This is a genomic window from Salinisphaera dokdonensis CL-ES53 (genome assembly GCF_040361215.1).
Taxonomy (GTDB): Bacteria; Pseudomonadota; Gammaproteobacteria; order Nevskiales; family Salinisphaeraceae; genus Salinisphaera; species Salinisphaera dokdonensis.
On the sequence record NZ_APND01000005.1, the window covers coordinates 1 to 14,750 of the forward strand.

13 protein-coding genes and 1 pseudogene are annotated in these 14,750 nt (G+C 62.1%); 8 read left to right on the top strand and 6 right to left on the bottom strand.

Going from position 1 to position 14,750, the window contains the following annotated elements:
* Positions 1-194 precede the first annotated feature (194 nt).
* The gene (locus SADO_RS14640; protein WP_353112703.1) at positions 195-521 is read right to left on the bottom strand and encodes a YnfA family protein; all 327 of its coding nucleotides are present in this window, start codon (positions 519-521) and stop codon (positions 195-197) included.
* Between the two features lie 175 nt (positions 522-696).
* Positions 697-1,518 carry a sulfite exporter TauE/SafE family protein gene (locus SADO_RS14645; protein ID WP_353112705.1) on the bottom strand — a complete coding sequence of 274 codons (822 nt, stop codon included), beginning with the start codon at positions 1,516-1,518 and terminating at the stop codon, positions 697-699.
* 120 nt (positions 1,519-1,638) lie between these two features.
* Between SADO_RS14645 and SADO_RS14650 the strand changes: the two genes are divergently transcribed.
* From SADO_RS14650 to SADO_RS14665, 4 genes are read left to right on the top strand one after another with little or no spacing between them, the layout of a single operon-like run.
* Positions 1,639-2,301, top strand: coding sequence for a c-type cytochrome (locus SADO_RS14650; protein ID WP_353112707.1), 663 nt, complete (start codon positions 1,639-1,641; stop codon positions 2,299-2,301).
* Positions 2,294-3,376 carry a c-type cytochrome gene (locus SADO_RS14655; RefSeq protein WP_353112709.1) on the top strand — a complete coding sequence of 361 codons (1,083 nt, stop codon included), beginning with the start codon at positions 2,294-2,296 and terminating at the stop codon, positions 3,374-3,376. Before SADO_RS14650 ends, SADO_RS14655 begins: the two co-directional genes overlap by 8 nt.
* A 31-nt stretch (positions 3,377-3,407) precedes the next feature.
* Positions 3,408-3,854 carry a protein tyrosine phosphatase family protein gene (locus tag SADO_RS14660; protein WP_353112711.1) on the top strand — a complete coding sequence of 149 codons (447 nt, stop codon included), beginning with the start codon at positions 3,408-3,410 and terminating at the stop codon, positions 3,852-3,854.
* Positions 3,855-3,863: 9 nt separating this feature from the next.
* Positions 3,864-4,490: a class I SAM-dependent methyltransferase gene (locus SADO_RS14665; protein ID WP_353112713.1), complete on the top strand. Its 627-nt coding sequence runs from the start codon at positions 3,864-3,866 to the stop codon at positions 4,488-4,490.
* A gap of 262 nt (positions 4,491-4,752) precedes the next feature.
* Here the strand turns inward: SADO_RS14665 and SADO_RS14670 are convergent, their stop codons facing one another.
* Genes SADO_RS14670 through SADO_RS14685 form a run of 4 tightly spaced genes read right to left on the bottom strand, consistent with a single transcriptional unit; the run spans position 4,753 to position 9,904 of the window.
* Positions 4,753-6,333: a bifunctional metallophosphatase/5'-nucleotidase gene (locus SADO_RS14670; protein ID WP_353112715.1), complete on the bottom strand. Its 1,581-nt coding sequence runs from the start codon at positions 6,331-6,333 to the stop codon at positions 4,753-4,755.
* A gap of 45 nt (positions 6,334-6,378) precedes the next feature.
* A complete protein-coding gene (gene lnt / locus SADO_RS14675; protein ID WP_353112717.1) occupies positions 6,379-7,872 on the bottom strand; it encodes an apolipoprotein N-acyltransferase in 1,494 nt (497 codons plus the stop codon).
* A 23-nt stretch (positions 7,873-7,895) separates the two neighbouring features.
* On the bottom strand, positions 7,896-9,221 hold the full coding sequence (locus SADO_RS14680) for a sensor histidine kinase (protein ID WP_353112719.1): 1,326 nt from the start codon (positions 9,219-9,221) through the stop codon (positions 7,896-7,898).
* Complete coding sequence (locus tag SADO_RS14685; protein ID WP_353112721.1) at positions 9,218-9,904, bottom strand: response regulator; 687 nt, start codon at positions 9,902-9,904, stop codon at positions 9,218-9,220. The genes SADO_RS14680 and SADO_RS14685 overlap by 4 nt, the downstream gene beginning before the upstream one ends.
* A 229-nt stretch (positions 9,905-10,133) precedes the next feature.
* On the opposite strand from SADO_RS14685, the pseudogene SADO_RS14690 reads away from it, so the two are divergent.
* The 4 genes and pseudogenes from SADO_RS14690 to dsbG all read left to right on the top strand — a co-directional run.
* A pseudogene (locus SADO_RS14690) lies at positions 10,134-10,737 on the top strand (cbb3-type cytochrome c oxidase subunit I); the annotation flags it as partial.
* 356 nt (positions 10,738-11,093) lie between these two features.
* The gene (dsbD, locus tag SADO_RS14695; RefSeq protein ID WP_353112723.1) at positions 11,094-12,959 is read left to right on the top strand and encodes a protein-disulfide reductase DsbD; all 1,866 of its coding nucleotides are present in this window, start codon (positions 11,094-11,096) and stop codon (positions 12,957-12,959) included.
* Positions 12,959-13,813, top strand: a complete 855-nt coding sequence (locus SADO_RS14700) for a prolipoprotein diacylglyceryl transferase family protein (RefSeq protein ID WP_353112725.1) — start codon at positions 12,959-12,961, stop codon at positions 13,811-13,813. Before dsbD ends, SADO_RS14700 begins: the two co-directional genes overlap by 1 nt.
* On the top strand, positions 13,810-14,604 hold the full coding sequence (gene dsbG, locus SADO_RS14705) for a thiol:disulfide interchange protein DsbG (RefSeq protein WP_353112727.1): 795 nt from the start codon (positions 13,810-13,812) through the stop codon (positions 14,602-14,604). The genes SADO_RS14700 and dsbG overlap by 4 nt, the downstream gene beginning before the upstream one ends.
* Positions 14,605-14,750: the final 146 nt, after the last annotated feature.

A 14,750-nucleotide genomic window follows, 5' to 3' on the forward strand; every position in this document is an offset into this window, starting at 1 on the left:
CGGTTGATCGATCGAGCCGTTGTTCGTCTACCTCTTTCAGTTCGGCGCGGGGCGAGCCTCGCAGCGCTGGATTCGCGGTCGAGTCTTGGGTATTTAGCGTGACCCGATGTCTTTGGTTGGGGCACCACCCAATACAGACTTGCAAAGAGCGGCTCACCTAGTTTGCCCTGATGTATGCGATGCGAGCACAAGCGTCACGTCGTATGCGGGGCCCACAGAATGATCGCTGCGCCGGCAAGACAAACCACTCCGCCCAGTGCGTCCCAGGCGTCTGGCGCGTGCCCTTCTATAGCCCACATCCAAAGGATTGAAGCGACTATATATAGGCCTCCATAGGCAGCGTAAGCGCGTCCTGCTTGATCAGCGGGGCTGAGCGTTAATAACCAAGCGAACGCCGCCAGTGAAACCATGCCCGGAAAAAGCCATAGCGCACTATTCCCCGATCGGAGCCAAGACCAGAACGCGAAGCAGCCGGCGATCTCAGCAAGCGCAGCGCAGGTATAGACCACAAGTGTCGGCATGAGTAACCAGCAGATTTGCTTTTGGCGATGCAGTTTAACGCGAGCAAACCAGCATTGAGTGCCGGTGTAGAACGCTAGATTACGGCCATCCGGCCCAGCGCTATCAACGTGTTATTGGCTCGATCGACTGAATCCAACGCCGAACCCGGCCATTCGTCTAGCGCAATCCCTGAAATCACGAGTACGTTTTGAGGATCATGTAACCCGCTGTGAGCAGCATGGCAATCGAAAAAGCCAGTTGCAACGACGGGCCAGCGATATACCGTGACAACGTACGGCCTCCGATCATGCCCATAACACCACCGAGTATGAATAAGCCGGTCAGTGCCCAGTCGATATCACGACCGGAAAAAACCGCTGATGTGAGTCCGGATAACCCAATAAGCGTAATCACCAAAAGGGAAGTCGCGACCGCTCTGTGAATTCCCATTTCGGTGATCATGATCAGCGCCGGTACGATTAGAAAGCCGCCACCCACGCCGAAAAAGCCGGAGAGGACACCGACGAGAACTCCGACGGCTACAAGCGCTGCGCTACATGGCGCATTCAGCCGGAGTTGACCATCGCGGCTGTAGTGACAAACGGTGCCCGGGTCGTCATGAGCGTCGGCGGCCGGCCTCGCCCGTACGACTTTCGAGTCATCACCCGCACGGCGCGCGCTTCGAAACATCCTTGTAGCCACGAGGATCATCACGCCAGCGAATAGCGCCGTAATCGTAGCTTCGTCAACTAGATCGCCCAGATAGACCCCGACGGGCGCAGTCGCAACTCCTGCCACTGCAAAGATGAGTCCTGCCCTGAGCTCGATTAAGCCGCGCCAATAGGACTCTGCTGCGCCAAACGCCGCGGTAAATGCGACTGCGCCGAGGGATACCGCTACCGCAGCCTGCGCCGGTTCGCCGAGGCCGTAAACCAATAGCGGCACTGCGAAAATTGAACCGCCTCCGCCTGTCAGGCCAAGGGCAAGGCCTACAAGAATTCCGAAGATCACACTCATGGCGCTCATCGACCATCTGCAGATTAATTCCGATAGAACTAATTGCTCTATCTTTATGCCTCGGTAGTATACAGATACGTGTAGGGGTACGATGGAATGGTCCAAGCGGAGGCTCTAACAATGGCAATACGTAAATGCACCCTTTCTGCGCTTGTGTGGCTTCTATCGGTCTCGCCTTGGGTACAGGCAAGTCCAAGCGATATAGCGAATCAAGGCCTCGGCGAGAACATCGCGCCCTGTAGTAGCTGCCATGGCGCGCATGGCGAAGGCAATGCGGCCGCCGGCTTTCCCCGCCTTGCCGGGCTCGGCGCGCCCTATCTCGAGGCGCAGCTCGACGCCTTTGCCAGTGGCGCGCGCGGGAATGCGGTCATGCAGCCGATTGCTAGTGCGTTGTCTACGGACCAGCGAAGCGCGATGGCCACCTATTACAGCCAGCTTCCAACAGAAGGCGCGCAGGCAAGCAAAGGACAATCGGATAACCCACCCGATACTGGCGCCGAGCTCGCGGAACATGGCCGTTGGGCGAGCGATATTCCCGCGTGTGTCCAATGCCATGGCCCGGCGGGTGTGGGTGTCGGCGAGCACTTCCCCGCCCTCGCCGGCCAACCAGCAGCTTATCTCGCAGGTCAGTTGCGGGCCTGGCGCAATGGCAAGCGACCAGGCGGCCCGATGGGCTTGATGGCGTCGATCGCAGCTAAGTTGGACGAATCCGATATCAAGCCGGTCGCCCAATACTTCGCTGCGCAATCACCGGCACCCGCCAAGGGGCTAGATCATGAGTAATCGTATTCCGCTTCTAACGGTCGCGGTGTCGTTTGCAATGCTCGCCGCAGTCATTTTCTGGGTTGGCACGCGGGATCAGAGCGCGCCGACGCAAGCACCGGCAAAAACTGCCGACGTCGCTTCCGCAGATGAAGACGACACGACAGAGAGCGCCACGAAATCTGAGGACGTGGCTGTATCGGGTAACACGCCGTCCGAGAGAAGCGAACCGCTTCCGGGCGCGGCGCAGCCCGGCGCTGCGAGTGCGGCTGCCGATTTTGCCCCACCCGCACGCAGCGAGATCCCGGACGACGAGTTCGGCGCCATGGTTCGTAAAGGCCGCGACATCTTCACCGACACGCAGCAGCACGCCGATCAATTCGTCGGTAACGACCTGCAATGTGCCAATTGCCATCTAGACGAAGGCCGTCGGCCGGATTCCGCGCCGCTCTGGGCGGCGTGGGCGATGTACCCCGCGTATCGTGGCAAGAACAAGCACGTCAACGATTTCGCCGAGCGTATCCAAGGCTGTTTTCGCTACAGCATGAACGGCACACCGCCGCCGCGCGGTGACGAGGTGCTCGTCGCGCTCGAGTCCTATGCCTATTGGCTGGCCAGCGGCGCGCCGGTTGCCAAGAATCTCCCGGGGCGCGGCTATCCCGAACTCGAGGCCCCCGAACAGCCACCAAGCTTCACACGCGGCAAACAGGTGTTCGCCGACCACTGCGCCCTGTGTCATGGCAGTGACGGGCAAGGTCAGCGAGCAGCGGACGGCAGTCTGGCGTTTCCGCCTCTGTGGGGACCGCGCTCCTACAACTGGGGCGCGGGCATGCATCGCGTGAACACCGCCGCCGGTTTCATCAAGGCCAACATGCCGCTGGGCGCGGCGACGCTATCCGATCAACAGGCTTGGGATGTGGCCCGATTTATCGACAGCCAAGAGCGCCCGCAGGATCCGCGTTTCACCGGATCGGTCAGCGAGACCGCGGAGCAATACCACGGCGAGCACTCGATGTACGGCCAGACCGTGAACGGCGTCGTGCTCGGTCAAGATGCCCCACCCTCGGGAACGGCCGCCAAGGTGAACCGGCCGTGACCAATCGCGCATTCGAACCGAAGGAGACCCCATGACCGATTACGCTTCGAACATAGCCAATGCCCACCCGCTTGAGAACAACGTGGTCGCAGCCGGCCAGCCGTCAGCGGCACAGCTGAAAGAAGCGTTGGCTGGCGGTGTGCGAACCGTCGTCAATCTGCGGCCCGCCGGCGAATTCAATGAGTTCGATGAAGCCGCGCTGATAGCCGATGCAGGAATGCATTACGTTCATATTCCTGTCGCCGGCCCCGAGGACATCAACGACGCGAGTGCGCGCACGCTTGACGCAGCACTCGCAGAGGATCAGCGCCCGGCAATCGTGCATTGCGGGAGCTCGAACCGCGTGGGCGGGCTTATGGCCTATCGTGCACGCTACCTTCAGGGTAAAAACGCGGACGAAGCGCTTCAGGTCGGCTTGGATGCGGGCCTAAACCCCGAGTCGCCCCTGTTCGCCGCGATACAAAAGAAACTCGACTGAGTCTGCCGCATGGGTCTGTACAACCGCTATATCCTGCCGCACGTGCTTGATTGCGCGTGCGGCCTGCCTGCCGTAGAGCGTGAACGCGCGCGTCTGGTTCCTCAGGCGCGCGGGCGTGTGCTCGAAATCGGTATCGGGACCGGCCGTAACCTGCCCCACTACAACCCAGCGAACGTGGATACGATCGTCGGGCTTGATCCCGCGGCTGAAATGCATCCGCGTGCGCGGCGACGGCTGTCCGAAACGCGCCTATCCGTATCGCTAATGGCCGTTAGCGCCGAACAGATACCGGCCGAAGACGACCATTTCGACACCGTGCTAGTGACTTATAGTCTGTGTAGTATTCCCGATCCGTCCTTAGCCCTGCGCGAAATGCGCCGCGTGCTCAAACCGAACGGCACGATGCTGTTCTGCGAACACGGCCGCTCGCCGGAGGCGAAAGTGGCGCGTTGGCAGCAGCGCCTTACGCCGGCGTGGCGGCATATTGCAGGCGGTTGTCACCTAGATCGCGACGTACCCGAGTTACTGACCGACGCAGGCTTTTCCATAGACACGCTCGACGCCGGCTATATCCAAGGGCCGAAACCACTCACTTGGCACTTCCGTGGCCTTGCTAGTAAAAACCCCGCCAAATAAGCACTAGTTGGATACAAACGTTGCACCTTGGCGATACCAGGTCACGCGCTGCACGAGAATAAAGCCTCTGCCGATTTGATCCATTTGGTGACGACATCGGCTAGCTCGACCCAAACAACAACCGGGTTTTAGTCAAGGAACGTTATCGTGCTTGCAATTAGCCGGTGCGCTTTAAACCTGCCGCCCTGTCTCTCCCGGAACCGCAGATAGCCTGTGGCGAGGCTGCCACTCAGCGGAGCCGAACCGGCCAGCCTTTGTCTACTCACTCAGCCACGGCCCGAATGAGACGTACCTCGTTCATTGGAGGTGCCGTCAGAATGTTCCGTGTTTTCAGCGCTTGGGCCATCACGTCGGTCACAGTCAGATCGTGAATCGTCATATTTTCGGCGTTCGTAAAGGCAGCGTAACGGTGCAAACCGCGCGCCATGCCTGTGTTCGTGGCCACCGTGTAGGATCGGTTAGGCTGGAGCGACCGGCCGTCGATAACGATATCGTGAACGCGTTCTCCGATTGGCTTGCGGAAATCGATCGTGTAGCCGATTCCGGCGGTTTGCACCAAGCCGCCCACCTCGTCTAACGGTTCGGCGGGCGCCAGATTGGTGGCGCTCTGCTCAAGCACCGACCCGACCTGAGCACCGGTGAGCTCGAGAGTGACGAGCTTCGCGGGATGCGGAAGCAGCGTGTAGAGTTTCTTTCGCGTCACCGGACCCGGCGAGATCGATACGCCGTAGCCCACACCCGGCATAAGCGCAACGTCTGTCCCAGTTTGATCGCGCATCGCTTCACCCACGATCCGGTCAAACGCGCTCGGCGACTTGTACTGCCGGTCGATCCGGTCTACAGCAAGACTGAGCACCGCCTCCATACGCCCGCGATGCGGTTCGACGTACCCAGCCACGAGTTCGGCGACCGCCGGATCCGCTTCGAAGTCCGCATGCCACACCGGCTGCGCTCGCGATTCGACGCCCTCGAGGCGGCCGTCCTCGTCGAAGACCAGTTCGGTCACACCAAGCATAGCCCCGTCGGCCATTGCCTGGACGATGAACGTATCGCCGATACGCTCGGGCGGCGCAATGCGATCGTGCGAATGCCCGCCAACGATTAAGTCGATACCGTCGACCGAACGCGCCAGCGCACGATCTACCGCTGTTCCCTGATGCGAAAGCACGACGACTACGTCGGCAGCCGCACGCATTCGGGGTAGATACTCGCGCGCGGCAGCGATACCGTCGCCGAATTTCAGCGTCGAAAAATTGTCCGGATTTCCTGTCTCGTTGGTGTTTTGGTAGCCGAGCGCGAGTACGGCCACCCGTATCCCACCGCGTTTGAACACTTGCCACGGTCGGCCAAGTACGGGCGTGCCATCAGGCTCGCGAACATTTGCCCCCCGGATCGGAAACTCTGCCGTTCTGGCGAGCGTTTGTGTGCGTTCTAATCCGTAGTCGAAGTCGTGATTGCCGAGTGCCATCATGTCGTAGCCGATCGCGTTCATCGCTTCGATCATCGCTTCACCACGCGTCGCGTTGCCGATATAGCTGTCGCCGAACGTGTCCCCAGCGTCGAGCAGCACTACGGTGTTGTCCGGCCGTGTCTCGCGCTCGCTTTCTATGGCCTGCGCCAGCCAGGCCACGCCGCCTATCGTGCCAGCGCCATCAAATTGCGCCTCTTCCCTTCCGGGGTCACCCGTCTGCGAGGTCGCGCTGCCCGGCGCGACATCAAACGGCAACAGACGCCCATGCAGGTCATTGGTATGCAGCAGCGTCACGCGCTCGGCGGCCAACCCCACGGTGGAGATAGCCCAGACAGACAGCAGGCACGTCAGGAATCGTATGGCGTATGTCATGAGTTCTCTTGCGACAGCATTTGCAGGTAGCTTCCTCGCGCGCGATTAAGTCAGGATGACGTGAAATCTCTTCCGGCCAACTACGACAGCTAAGACAATGCCGGCCCAAAACCCGACCAGCGGGCCGTTTCCCCAACGCACGAACGGTGTGATACCCGCGCGCGGCTTAATCGTGGCTTGCAGCACGCCCGGGCGAAACGGTGCGATCGTGGCGTTCAACGACCCGTCGGCGCCGATGACGGCGGTCAGCCCTGTATTGGTCGCGCGGGCTACGGGGCGGCCGGTTTCGATAGCGCGCATACGTGCGATCTCGCGATTCTGCCAAAGGCCTATACTCCGTCCGAACCAAACATCATCGCTGGCATTAACCAGCAGCCCGCTCGGGGCCGCCGCGGGACGAACGTCGCGCGCGAAAGCGATCTCGTAGCAGATCGGCAGACCCACTCGCGCGCCCGCGACCGGGAGCGTGCTCGTGGCGTGGGCCGCTGCGAAATCAACGGCCGGCACCGTCGCGTCGCCAAGAAGTGGACGCAGCCATTCACCGAAAGGTACGTACTCGCCGAATGGCACCAGGTGGCGCTTGTCGCTCGCTTGGCCCGATCCGATATCGATCATGCTGTTGTAGAGATCGCCGTCGCCCCGACGCAGCGTGCCCGCGATAAGTCGAGCCCGGTGATGATTCACTAAGTGTGCAAGCTCGACATAGGGCGACGATCGACCGTTTACATACACGGCGGGAATCGCGGTTTCCGGCCAGACGATAAGATCCGCGCGATCCCAATATGGCGCGCTGAGCGCACAATATTGATCGATTATCGCCTCACGCTCGTCAGCCCTCCACTTTCGCGTCTGAGCAATATCGCCCTGTACCAGAAGGATCGTGATCGAACCGCCCGTAGCATCTGTTCCGATCGGCTGTGCCGGCCCCGGAAGTGCGTAAAGTCCAACCCATAAAACGCCTGTCGCCAGCGCAGGCCAGGCCCTGCGGGTGACGGTAATCGCTGCTAGGCCGGCCGCGACCACGGCGATGACGGAACCCACACCCAAGACGCCGACAAATGGCGCGATCCATTGCACCCAATCGGAACTTATCGGAGCGTACCCGAGTTGGAGCCAGCCAAACCCGGTTAACAACCACCCTCGCAACCACTCGGAGAGTGTCCACAGCGCCGGCCAAAGGGCCAGCTTCGTCAGAGGCGCCGCGCGTGCACCAGCCCACGCCGCCAACCCAAACGCCGTCGCCGGGAAGACGGCCAGTAGCGCGGCCAACCCAAGCGCGGCGGCCCAAGCGATGAACGGACTGGCCCCGAATATCTCGACCGCAACATGGATCCAGTTCACCCCGACACCGAACAGGCCGACCCCAAACACATAGCCTGCGGCCGCGGCGGCCAGCGGCCGCACAGTCATGCCGACTCCGAAGACGAGCGCGAGCGGCAACGGCGCGAACCATCCCAAGGAAAATGGGGCAAATGCCCCGACCAGAATCGCTCCCGCCAGCAGCGCAGTACTCAGCTGGAGTGCGAACCTCAAGGTCATTAGGTTATTGCCTCGTCGCCAGGTCAATCCTCAGAAAGTGCAGCTCGAGGCCAAGACAGACGCACCGCCAGGCCGCCGCCGGGACGTGGCTCGAAGACGAGCTCGCCGGCAAAGCGCTCGGCAATCGCGGCAGCAATGGTTAGACCCAAACCGCTGCCGGCGCCCGCGCGCGACGCCGCCCCGCGCCAGAAGCGCTGGGTCAGGGGTTGCGTGTCACGATCGGCAGGCCAGTCACCCTGATCGCAAACGACGAACGTCACGCGCGCCGCTTTGAGCTCAATGGCCAGCGAGACCTCACGATCGGCTCGCGTATGCCGCAGCGCGTTATCGAGCAGATTGCGCAGGGCGGCGGTGGCCAACGCCTTGGGCACCGCAACGGGTATCGCCACACCATTCTCATGAATCCCGACGCGCCCGCCGTTTGGCAGATCAGCCAATGCCGCGGTTGCGATCGCCGAACTCGTCGCCTGCTCCATATCGAAATGCGACTCGCCAGCCTCGACCCGTGCGAGCAGTAACAATTGCTCGAGCGTGCGCTGCAGCCGCGCGATACCGGCCTCGGCCTGCGCGAGCGCGGCGTAAGCCTTATCTCCGTCAAGCCGCTTGGCAAGCTGAACATGAGTCTTGATTGCCGTCAGCGGAGTGCGCAGTTCGTGTGCGGCATCGCTGGTGAAACGCTGTTCGCGGGCGAGCGTCTCGCCGGTTCGGACGAGCAGCTGGTTGAGCGTATCGACCGCAGGTCGGAGCTCTGTGGGCGCATCATCGATTTCGACTGGCGTGAGTGTATCCGGCGCTCGTCGGGATAGTTCGCCACGCAAACGCTCGAGCGGGCGGAGTCCGCGTCTTATACCGAACCAGAGCACTACCAAACTGCCGAGCAGTGCTACGGCAAAGGGCACAGCTGCGACCGCGATCACGTTGCGTTGGAGGGCGCTACGCTCGACGAGTCGGTCAGCGGTAGTGATATGCACGCCGTTCTGAACGTAGGTGAACAAGCGCCAGCGTTCGCCGTCGATATCGCGGTCGGTGAAACCGGGTGCCGGCGACTCAAGGCCATCGTCGAATTGGCCGTGGGTGCGCATCAGAACGCGTCCGCTCGGCGCATTGATCTGACACGCTACGCCAGCGCTGCTCGGTACCGAAAGAACAGGGTCGCCCGTATTCTGCCAAGCCGATTCCGGTAATTGGGCGACCAGGCCCGCCACCATCCGGGCGGAAGCGGCCAGACGCTGGTCCAACGTATCGCGCACCTGATCCTGCAAGTCGCTGTATAGCCAGACGGCAACGAGCCCCCACAGCGCCGCAAAGGACAGGCCCAGCGTTAATAAAAGACGCCAGCGTAGACTCAAGGCGTGCTCCGCTTACCGATGTCCGAAGCGTTACCCAACCGATAACCCAAGCCCCGCACCGTGCGCACGAGGCCAGCGCCTAGCTTGCGCCGCAGATGATAGATATGGACGTTGATCGCATTACTTTCGACCTCGGCCTCAATACCGTAGAGGGCATCCTTAAGTTGCTCAGCTGTGAGAATTGATCGCCGGGCATGCAGAAGCTTGGAGAGGAGTGCATATTCGCGCCGGGTGAGTTCAACCTCCCGCTCCTCGCAATACACTGTTTGCGTCGTGGGATCGAGGGTGATTGGACCATGCTCGACAATCGGTCCGGCGTGGCCCCCTGCGCGCCTTAGCAGTGCCTGTACTCTCGCTATAAGTTCATCGAGATCGAAGGGCTTCAGTAAATAATCATCTGCACCCGCTTGCAGCCCGCTCACACGATCTGCCAGACCATCACGCGCTGTCAGGACTAGCACCGGGAGGGCGACACCGCGCTTGCGCCAATCCCTTAACAACGCGACGCCGTCCATATCCGGTAAACCGAGATCGAGTATGGCGATATCGCTCGCCACCGCATTCAGAGCTAACCGCGCCTCTTCCCCGCTTGTCGACCAATCGACCGTGTACCCAACGGTTTCGAGCGCCGAACGAATACCGGCACCGACCAGCGCATCGTCTTCGATTAAAAGTATATGCATTCAGTCGTTCTTTCTTACGTAATGGGCATTATCCCGAGACCGATGAAGTAAGGATTAACCGCCGGCAGATGTTTGTTGCGTAATCGTTGCTGGAATACCCTTACGGGTATACGTTGTTGGATAAGAACCATACTGCCATAGAACCCAGATCGCTATGGTCGACGCAATATCCGACACGCCCACCCGTCTTCCCCCCCTCCCCCGAATACATCGCTGCCTAGGCCCCGGTATCGTGGTTACGATACTGAACATGCGCGCCCTGGACATGCCACTGCTCAAGATGCCGCTGTTCGTGTGGACCTGGCTGATAACGGCCTACCTGCTGATCGCGGTCATGCCCGTGCTTGCCGGTGCAGTGACCATGCTGCTGACCGACCACTTCTTCGGCACGACCTTCTTCGATGCCGCGGGTGGTGGTGACCGGGTCTTGTTCCAGCACATCTTCTGGTTCTTCGGGCATCCGGAGGTCTACATCATGATTTTGCCGGCCTTCGGCATCGTGTCGACCATCATCCCGACGTTCGCGCGCAAGGCGCTGTTCGGCCATGACTCGATGGTCTACGCCGTGGCCTCGATTGCGTTCCTTAGCTTCATCGTGTGGGCGCATCACATGTTTACCGTGGGCATGCCGGTCTCGGCCGAGCTGTTCTTCATGTTCGCGACCATGCTCATCGCCGTGCCGACAGGCGTGAAGTGTTCAACTGGGTTGCAACCATGTGGCGTGGCTCGATGACCTTCGAGACGCCGATGCTGTTCGCGCTCGGTTTCGTAGTGCTGTTCACCATCGGTGGCTTTCGGGCCTGATGCTGGCGCTGAACCCGGTCGCCTTCCAATAAATCTATATCCCGATGCTGCCGGTCACCCACGGCCTCGAGTACATCCGCACCCAAGTGCTACGGTTAACCGTGTCGCTGCTGCCGTTCGCCACCCGCATGACTGGACCGTAGTACCTGATCCGCGCGATCGGCCTATCCGGGCTGGTTTCTGATCTATGCGATCCGCCTGAAATACACGCCGAAGCGTGGGTTGGCGTCGCGTATCTTCGGTTACTCGATTCTTTACCTGATGGCGCTGTTCGCGACCCGCTCGTGGGGCACTACCTAGACCATTTCCTCACTTGGGGAATTATTTAATCCTGACTTAACCGTGGCCCTTATCTTCTACATCATTGAAGACAGGAGCGCGTTGAATGACTCTTTTTCCGTATCGTCGGCTGGCCATTGTGGTCTTGATTTTGTTGTGCGGTCCCAGTGCGCTGGCCGCCGGTACGGCTTCGTCAAACGATTTCCTTTCCGTGGGCGAGGCCTTTACTTATGACGTCTCGGTCAACGCGGACGACACGCTGACCGTAAGCTGGACGATCGCTGACGGCTACTATTTGTATCGGCATCAATTCGATTTTGCCGGCAAACCGGCACCTGTGGCCGCCGTCGAGATGCCGCACGGCCAGCCCATCGAGGACGAATTCTTCGGCAAATCCGAGGTATATCACGACTCGGTCGCGGTCCGCGTCGACCCCGGTAACGCTGAAACCGTCGAACTGACCTGGCAGGGCTGTGCGGAGGCCGGCCTATGCTATCCACCGCAGCGCGCAACGCTGGATCTGGCCGACTACAACTTGGGCGGCGGCACGGCCGCCCCCGTGGACTCGAACGACGAAGGCGCCGGCACTACGACGACGCAAGCCAAAGCTGGGAAATCCGACGCCCTCGGCGAGGACCAGTCGTTGGCCGCGCAGCTGTCAGACAGCAACACGGCCTGGGTGCTACTGGTGTTCTTCGGGCTCGGGCTGCTGCTGGTATTCACACCCTGCGTACTGCCCATGGTTCCAATCCTGACCAGTTTGATCGTGGGCAGCGGCGCGCGCGGCCGGCGCGGCCTGACGCTGTCGCTGGCCTATGTGCTGCCGATGGCGTTGACCTATGCCCTACTCGGCGTCGCCGCGGCGCTGGCCGGCGCCAACTTGCAGGCCGCACTTCAGACCCCCTGGGTGCTGGGCGCATTCGCGCTCGTGTTTGTGGCACTCGCGCTGGCGATGTTCGGCGTCTACGAGTTGCAGCTGCCGGCGGCCCTGCGTAACCGGCTGGATCGCGCCAGCAGCGCCCAGCGCGGCGGAAGCCTCGGCGGCGCGGCGGTCATGGGCGCACTATCGGCGCTGATCGTCGGCCCGTGTATGACCGCGCCGCTGGCCGGGGCGCTGCTGTTCATCGCCGAATCCGGCGACGTGCTAATCGGCGGCAGCGCGCTGTTCGCGCTCGGCCTGGGCATGGGCGCGCCGCTGGTCCTCGCCGGCAGCCTCGGGGCCCGATTCCTGCCACGCCCGGGGCCGTGGATGAACGGCGTGAAGGCGGTGTTCGGTTTCGTCCTGCTGGGCATGGCGCTGTGGTTCGTCGCCCGCGTGACGCCCGCCCCCTGGATGCTCGGACTGTGGGGCGCGTGGCTGCTCGCCATCGGCACCACGCTCTATCAGGTCGCGCTGCGCGCCGCCCAGGCGACGCTACCGCTAGCGATGATCGCGCGCGTAGCCGGCCTTCTGATCGGCCTCTGGGGCGCGCTGCTGGTGATCGGCGCCGCCGGTGGCGCCAGCGATCCGATGCGGCCGCTGGCCTTTGCCGGCGCGCCCGCGAACACGACCGACGCGGGCGGCGAAGCCGGTGCGCAGACAGACGACTTCATGGCCCGTTTTGAGCCCGTGGCCGATCTCGACGCTCTTGATGCGCAAGTGGCCAAGGCCGGCGAAAACGGCCGCTGGACGGTCGTGGATTTCTACGCCGACTGGTGTATCTCGTGCAAGGTGATCGAATCCGAAGTCTTCGGCGACGCCCGCGTACAGGCGGCACTGGACGACGTGCAGCTGCTGCGCCCGGACGTGACCGACAACGACGCCGCCGACCGCGCGCTGATGGGCCACTACGGCGTCGTCGGCCCACCCACCCTGCTGCTGATCGGCCCGGACGGCGAAGAGGCCCGCAGCGCGCGCATCGTCGGCGAGCTGGACGCCGAGGCCTTCCTCGATCACCTCGAGCGCGCACGTGACGACTTGGAGAATTCCTGATGCTGTCCTTCAACCTCGGCCCGCTGGCGATCTCGGTCGCCCATGCCCTGATGCTTTTCGCGCTGATTACGGCGTTGATAGCCGGCAAGGTTGCCGCGCGCCGGCGTGAAGTGCCGATCACCGACACGCTGTTCAACCTGGCGCTGGCCGGCGCGGTGGCGGCCCGGCTGGTGTTCGTGATCCGCTATTTCGGCGAATACCGCCCGGCGCCGCTGGGCATTTTCGACATTCGTGACGGCGGTTTCGATGCGATCGGCGGGCTGCTGGGCATGGCCGCCTACGCAAGCTTCGTGGTCTGGCGCCGGCCGCTGCTGCGCGCACCGCTGGCCGCCGCGCTGGTCGCCGGCGGCCTCGCCTGGGGGCTGACCGGCGGCGCGCTCACCTTGATCGAACAGCAGGCGGCGAGCCTGCCCGAGGCACGGCTGCAGACGCTGGATGGCCGCGCCACCGATCTCGCTACGCTACAGGCCGAAGCCGAGGGCCGGCCGATGGTGGTCAATCTATGGGCGACCTGGTGTCCGCCCTGCCGTGCGGAGATGCCCGTCCTCGAGGCCGCTCAGAATGAGCGCGATGATGTGTTGTTCGTATTCGCGAACCAGGCGGAGGCGACGCCCACCATCCAGGGTTTCCTAGACAGCCAAGACCTGCACATCGACCACGTGCTGCGCGACCCGGCCGGACGTCTGGCCAAGCAAGCCGGGTCTGCCGCACTGCCTACGACACTGTTCTACGACGGCGAAGGGCGACTGGTTGACAGCCATCTGGGCCAGCTGTCGCGCGCGACGCTCACCGCTGCTCTCGAACGCTTCAACACGGGATCCATCGCTTCTAACAATGACGAGGAACAACCATGACCCGAATCGCACCCCTATCTCTAATCCTGACGATTACTGCTGCCGCCATCGGCATGTACACGCTAGTGGCGTGGGCCGCCCCCGATGAAGACACCGATTCACCGGCGCCCGTGGCGGCGATGGAGGATCGTGGAATGAATATTCTCGGCTCTTTCGATGCCCCAAGCGGGCTGACCGGATACGCCGCTACCGTCCAGGGCCGGCCAATGGCGATTTATGTAACGGAGGACGGCAAGCATGCAGTACTCGGCACGCTAGTCGACGAACAGGGCAACAATCTGACGGCCGACCCTCTGGAGCGTATATCGTCGGGACCGCAGAACAAGAAGGCTTGGGACCAGTTGGAAGACGCCACTTGGGTCCGTGATGGTGACGCCGAGGCGCCCCGTATCGTCTACGAGATCACCGATCCGAACTGCCCTTACTGCAACGAGTTCTGGCAGACAGCACGCCCCTGGGTGGAAGCGGGTGACGTCCAGATCCGCCACGTCATGGTCGGTATTCTCAAAGCCGACAGCGTGGCGAAGGCGGCCACGATCCTCGGCGCCGATGATCCCGAGGCTGCACTGGAACGTCAGGAGCGCAACTATGCCAGCGGCGGGATCGAAGTCGCCGAGAATATGTCGGACACTGCTCGCGACAAGGTCCGGGACAACAACACTCTCATGGAAGCGCTGGGTTATTTCGCCACGCCGACGATTCTCTATCGCAAGGCCAACGGCGATGTCGGCCTCAAACAGGGCATGCCACGCGGCGAGGACGTGGAGAAAGTCCTGGGGCCCAAACCCTGATTGTGGCTCTCACCACGGCATTCGTGGCCCTCACGGCGTCCTCTGCTGACGCGTGCTGCCTGCCAACGGCGGTCACGGCTCAGCACAAATCCATTCCGGCGTTGTGTAATCGGATGAATGATCGCACGGCCGCCGACGCACTTGAA

Excerpts from the sequence above, each read along its gene's own strand:
- SADO_RS14655 (WP_353112709.1), top strand. The coding sequence starts at position 2,294 with ATGAGTAATCGTATTCCGCTTCTAACGGTCGCGGTGTCGTTTGCAATG.
- dsbD (WP_353112723.1), top strand. The coding sequence starts at position 11,094 with ATGACTCTTTTTCCGTATCGTCGGCTGGCCATTGTGGTCTTGATTTTG.
- lnt (WP_353112717.1), bottom strand. The coding sequence starts at position 7,872 with ATGACCTTGAGGTTCGCACTCCAGCTGAGTACTGCGCTGCTGGCGGGA.
- SADO_RS14700 (WP_353112725.1), top strand. The coding sequence starts at position 12,959 with ATGCTGTCCTTCAACCTCGGCCCGCTGGCGATCTCGGTCGCCCATGCC.
- SADO_RS14640 (WP_353112703.1), bottom strand. The coding sequence starts at position 521 with ATGCCGACACTTGTGGTCTATACCTGCGCTGCGCTTGCTGAGATCGCC.
- dsbG (WP_353112727.1), top strand. The coding sequence starts at position 13,810 with ATGACCCGAATCGCACCCCTATCTCTAATCCTGACGATTACTGCTGCC.
- SADO_RS14650 (WP_353112707.1), top strand. The coding sequence starts at position 1,639 with ATGGCAATACGTAAATGCACCCTTTCTGCGCTTGTGTGGCTTCTATCG.
- SADO_RS14685 (WP_353112721.1), bottom strand. The coding sequence starts at position 9,904 with ATGCATATACTTTTAATCGAAGACGATGCGCTGGTCGGTGCCGGTATT.
- SADO_RS14660 (WP_353112711.1), top strand. The coding sequence starts at position 3,408 with ATGACCGATTACGCTTCGAACATAGCCAATGCCCACCCGCTTGAGAAC.
- SADO_RS14665 (WP_353112713.1), top strand. The coding sequence starts at position 3,864 with ATGGGTCTGTACAACCGCTATATCCTGCCGCACGTGCTTGATTGCGCG.
- SADO_RS14645 (WP_353112705.1), bottom strand. The coding sequence starts at position 1,518 with ATGAGTGTGATCTTCGGAATTCTTGTAGGCCTTGCCCTTGGCCTGACA.
- SADO_RS14670 (WP_353112715.1), bottom strand. The coding sequence starts at position 6,333 with ATGACATACGCCATACGATTCCTGACGTGCCTGCTGTCTGTCTGGGCT.